Genomic DNA, 4,759 nt, shown 5'->3' with positions numbered 1-4,759 from the left:
ACGCTGGCCTGCACGGCGGCGGCTGCCGCGACGCGCTCCTGCTCCGCGGCAGCCGCAATCAGGTCGGTGAGCTTCTCAAGGCTGCCCTCGAGCGCTTCAAAGTCCTGGGTAAACCCGGTGAGTTCCGCCGACTGCGGCGAGGGGTTGGCCAGCAGCGCCTCCGCAGCCTTCAGATAGCGATCGACCACCGGCGCCGCCGCATCCGCGGCCGCCCGCGCGTCGACGGGCAGACTCTGTCGATTCCGATCGAAGTTCTCGCGCAGTCGCTTGGCGTGCTCAGCGAAGTCCTTCTGCACCGCGGCCTTGTCGTCACCACCTCCGCTCGACGCCAGCAGCGCGCGCAGCACATCACCGCGAATCGCGTCGTGCATCATGTCGACGTCGGTCTGTCGCAATACCTGTTGCTGGGTGCGCAGGATCGCGTCGATGCCGCCGGCAACTTGCCGCACCCCCGTTTGCGCGAGCACGGCATTGAACAACACCGCGAGGATGCCGGCCGCTGCCAGCATCAGCAGCAGCATCTGTATCGACAGCCTACGTCTTGGCATGGCTTTCCTCCGGTCGGAACGACATCAGGACTACGGCAGCGCCAAGCAAGGCTTGAGCCCCCGCTTTCGCCCTATTGCGGTGCATCACGAAACAGCTCAAGCAGCCATGCCGAATCCGCCCCAAGGCGGCGCCCCGCCGCATCAATCTGGTGCCTGCAGCCGGCGTGCTTCGTTCAGTCTGGCTGTCGAAGTCGCCGCCCGCAAGGCGCGCACCGTCATGGCACAGGCATTGCTAACCCGTCCCCGGAGACGAGGAAAAAATGGCTGAAACAAAATCCACCTGCTGCTATTGCGGCGTCGGCTGCGGCGTGATCATCGAACACGATGAAGGCGTCATTACCGGCGTGCGTGGCGACCCCCAACATCCAGCGAATTTCGGCCGCCTGTGCACGAAGGGCTCGACCCTTCACCTGACGGCGGCGCCGAACACCCGCGTTGCGCGTGCCCTGTACCCGGAACTGCGCGCCACGCGCGACGAAGCGCGCAGCCGCATCAGTTGGGATGGCGCACTGGACCATGCGGCCGAACGCTTTGCCGCAATCGTCCGCGAACACGGCCCAGACGCCGTCGCCTTCTACATTTCGGGCCAGCTGCTGACCGAGGACTACTACGTCTTCAACAAGCTGGCCAAGGGCCTGATCGGCACCAACAACGTCGATACCAACTCGCGCCTGTGCATGAGCAGCGCGGTGGCAGGCTACAAGCAGACGCTCGGCGCCGACGCGCCGCCGGCCAGCTACGAAGACATCGACCACACCGACTGCCTCTTCATCAGTGGCAGCAACACCGCATTCGCGCATCCGATCGTGTTCCGCCGCATCGAAGACGCGCGCAAGGCCAACCCGGCGATGAGGCTGATCGTGGTCGATCCACGCCGCACCGACACCGCCGAGGCGGCCGACCTGCACCTGGCGATCCTGCCCGGCACCGACATCGCGCTCTACAACGCGATGCTGCATGTGATGCTGTGGGAGGGTTGGGTGGACGAGGCCTACATCGCCGCGCACACCGAGGGCTTCGATGCGCTGCGCAAGGTGGTCCGTGCCTACACGCCGCAGATGGCGGCGGGCATCTGCGGCGTACCGGCGGCGGACATCGAGCGCGCCGCGCAATGGTTCGCCACCTCGAAAGCGACCCTGTCGATGTACTGCCAGGGCCTCAACCAGTCTTCGCACGGCACCCACAACAATGCCGCGCTGATCAACCTCCACCTCGCCTCTGGGCACTTGGGCCGGCCTGGCGCTGGCCCCTTTTCATTGACTGGCCAGCCCAACGCGATGGGCGGGCGCGAAGTGGGCGGCCTCGCCAACCTGCTCTCCGCACACCGCGATCTGGCCAACCCGCAACACCGCGCCGAGGTTGCGGCGCTGTGGGGCGTGCCGGATGTACCGGCAGCACCCGGCAAGAGCGCCGTCGAACTGTTCCGCGCAGTTGAATCGGGCGAGATCAAGGCAGTCTGGATCGCTTGCACGAACCCCGCGCAGTCGATGCCGGACGCCGCTCAGATCGCCCGCGCGCTGGACAAGGCCGAGTTCGTCGTGGTGCAGGAAGCCTATGCGACGACCGAAACCGCCGCCTACGCCGACCTGCTGCTGCCCGCCACCACCTGGGGCGAGAAGAGCGGCACCGTCACCAACTCAGAACGCCGCATCTCGCGCGTGCGCCCTGCCGTCGCGGCACCGGGCGAGGCGCGCCATGACTGGGCGATCGCGCTCGACTTCGCGCGCCGCCTCGGCCGCGCGCTCGGCAATCCGCTCACCGATGCGCTGTTCCCCTACGCCGATGAGGAAGCGGTCTGGAACGAGCACCGCGAGAGCACCCGCGGCCGCGATCTGGACATCACCGGCCTGTCGTATGCCACGCTGGAAGCCGAAGGCCCGCAGCAATGGCCCTACCCGAGCGGCGCGAGCACTGGCAAGACGCGGCTTTACGAGGACGGCGTGTTCCCGACCGAATCCGGCCGCGCGAAGTTTGTTGCCGCCGAGCACCTGCCGGTCGCCGAACCGGTGTCGGCCAAGTACCCGATCGCACTGACCACCGGCCGCCTGCGCGATCAGTGGCACGGCATGAGCCGCACCGGCACGCTGGCACGGCTGTTCGCGCATGAAGCCGAACCGCTGCTGCATCTGAACCCGGCCGATCTCGAACGCCGTGGGCTTAACGAAGGCGATCTGGTGCGCGTCAGCAGCCGGCGCGGCGCGGTGATCGTCAAGGTCATGGCGAGCGAATCGGTGCGCCCCGGCCAGGCATTCCTGCCGATGCACTGGGGCGCAAACACCATGGGCGGGCACGGCGTGAATGTGCTCACCGTGGCGGCCGTCGACCCGTACTCCAAGCAGCCCGAGCTCAAGCACGCAGCCGTGCAGGTCGAGAAATACGCCGAAGGGCGCGAAGTCGTGGCGCTGCGCCGCGTTGAGCCGGACGCCGAAGTCGGCGCCATGGCGGTGATGGCCCGCATGCGCGAAGCCCTTCAGCACGAGATGCCGGAGGCGAGCTATTCGAGCCTCACGCTGGCTGGGCGCGATGCGCCGGTGGTGGTGCTCAAAGCCCGCGTGCCAGAAGCGCGCGAGGCTGCAATGGCAGCGCTGGATGCGGCCACCGCGCTCGACGATCCGCTCGCGCTGGTCTATCGCGATACCCGCCGCGACATCACCAAACGCGCCCGCATCGACGGCGACACGCTCAGTGCCGTGCGCCTGGTCGGCGAGGCGAAAGCCGCCGGCTGGCTGCAGGACATGATGGCCCAGGGCACGCCGGCCGGCGAGGCGCGAAAGTGGCTGCTCGCGCCGCTGACGCAGCCGCCCGCCGGCCAGCAGCAGCGCGGCAAGGTGGTGTGCAACTGTTTTGACGTCGCCGAGCGCGACATCGTGGCGGCTTTCAAAGCGGGCGAAACACTCGAAGCACTCCAGGCGCGCACCCGCTGCGGCACCAACTGCGGCTCCTGCATTCCCGAACTCAAGCGGCTCGCCTCGCAGGGGCAGCCGCAATGAAATCCCGCGGCGTCGCACGGTTACCCCGGACGACGCCGTTTCCCGGTGCGGCGGCCGGCGATCCCGGTGGCCCGCATCGACAACAACAAGAACGCTGGCCAAGCACTCTCTACCCCAGGAGGTTCGCGTGATGGATGTTGCCAACGCGCTCACGAAAATCGGGCGCGGTCCGACGCTGTGCGAAGACCTCGCACGCGATGAAGCCTATGCCTTGTTCAAGGACATGCTGTCCGGCAGCGTATCGCCGGTGCGCCTCGGCGCACTGCTGATGGCGTTGCGCTGGAAAGGCGAAACAATTGACGAGCTGCTCGGCTTCGCCGAAGCACTCGGCGAGCACACGGTCTCAATGCAGGCCCCGCACGGCTCGCGCCGTGTCGCGATCATTCCTACCTACGCCAGCCGCCACAGCCAGCCCAACCTGATGCCGGCGCTCGCGCTGCGTCTGGCGCAAACCGGTGTGCCGGTGCTGGTGCATGGCTCGCTCGGCGAAGGGCGGCTGCCGCCAAGCTTCGACGTGTTGCGCCGGCTCGGCCGACCGCACGCGACCACACTCGCCGAGGCCGCGGAATCGCTGGCGCTGCACAACCTCGCCGTGATCCCCACCCGCCTGCTGGCGCCCGAACTCGATGCGCTGCTGCTGCTGCGCGACGAACTGGGCGCTCGCCATGTCGGCCACCTGATCGCGAAACTCATCGACCCGATGCCGGACCACAGCCTGCGCCTGATCTGCGCCAGCCAGCCCGAAGCCATTGCGTCGCTGCACGATCTGCTGCTGGAAAACGGCGCCGAGGCGATGCTGATGCACGCGCCGGACGGCGAATCCTGCGCCAGCGCCGAGCGCCGCCCGCGCATCAGCTGGCTGCGACGCGGCGAGGCCAACGTGCTGTACGACGAAGAGCCGACCGGCTGGGCGCCGGTGCCCCTACGCTGCGACCCGAACGACCCGGAAGCGGTGGCGCAGTTGATCCGCGAGATCATGGAAGGGCGCCGCGCAACGCCAACGCCACTGTCCAACCAGCTGGCGGCCTGCCTCTACGCAACCGGCCATGCGCGCGATCTGATGCATGCGCGGGCGATGGTTGCCGTGGGCATCGGCCTCACCTGACCACGCCAGTCAGGACTGTTCCAACTTCGGATAGAAGGCCCCCCGGCGGCGCTGCGGATTTGCTGAATCTGGCAAATCCGCGCCGCTGCGCAAGGCGTCGTACAATCCACGGTTTG

3 protein-coding genes are annotated in these 4,759 nt (G+C 67.8%); 2 read left to right on the top strand and 1 reads right to left on the bottom strand.

Features of this window, described 5'->3' with window-relative positions:
• On the bottom strand, positions 1 to 548 hold a 548-nt coding region (locus ACE3P0_RS18630; protein ID WP_374404277.1), incomplete at its 3' end, for a hypothetical protein.
• A gap of 260 nt (positions 549 to 808) precedes the next feature.
• Here ACE3P0_RS18630 and ACE3P0_RS18625 point away from each other — a divergent pair.
• Together ACE3P0_RS18625 and ybiB are read left to right on the top strand one after the other, a co-directional pair.
• Positions 809 to 3,538, top strand: coding sequence for a molybdopterin-dependent oxidoreductase (locus ACE3P0_RS18625; RefSeq protein ID WP_374404276.1), 2,730 nt, complete (start codon positions 809 to 811; stop codon positions 3,536 to 3,538).
• 130 nt (positions 3,539 to 3,668) lie between these two features.
• Positions 3,669 to 4,643 (top strand): DNA-binding protein YbiB, encoded by a 975-nt coding sequence (gene ybiB / locus ACE3P0_RS18620; protein ID WP_374404275.1) that lies wholly within the window; start codon positions 3,669 to 3,671, stop codon positions 4,641 to 4,643.
• The last annotated feature ends 116 nt before the right edge of the window (positions 4,644 to 4,759 follow it).

It is taken from the genome of Niveibacterium sp., from assembly GCF_041909475.1.
GTDB lineage: Bacteria > Pseudomonadota > Gammaproteobacteria > Burkholderiales > Rhodocyclaceae > Niveibacterium.
Note: the sequence above shows the minus strand (reverse complement) of the source record. Positions and strands in the feature narration are given on the sequence as shown.